We start from the raw sequence: 331 nt of genomic DNA, 5'->3' as shown, positions 1-331 counted from the left end.
GGTCGGATAAACAATGTTACTGGCATGAGGCATGTCGCGCCAACGTACGACCGATCGACTGGCTCCGCGACCGTCATCCGAGCAGCCCCACCAGACGCTCCAGCCGCGCCGCCGCATCATCGATTCGTTCCAGCAGCAACAGCCGCCCGTTCTTCTCGGTCAAACCTTCGAACCCTCCGGCCAAGTCGCTGTCCGATCGGGGCGTCAGCGCGATCGCGGCTGGTCCCGCATCGATCCGGGCGATCCCGTGATCGCGCGCCAGTTCGCGCAGCCGTGCGACCGCGAGCAGGCGCTGGGCCTCGTCGGGCAATTCCCCGAAGCGGTCCTGCAA

At 66.5% G+C, this 331-nt stretch carries 1 protein-coding gene; it reads right to left on the bottom strand.

Annotation, left to right across the window (positions count from 1 at the left end; translation table 11 throughout):
- Window positions 1–73: 73 nt before the first annotated feature.
- Window positions 74–331: TRCF domain-containing protein (locus AC0IYH_RS30310; protein ID WP_471837839.1), on the bottom strand; the 258-nt coding region annotated here is incomplete at its 5' end.

Source organism: Pseudomonas sp. AC463, from assembly GCF_979253585.1.
This window is presented reverse-complemented; position numbering and strand designations above follow the sequence as displayed.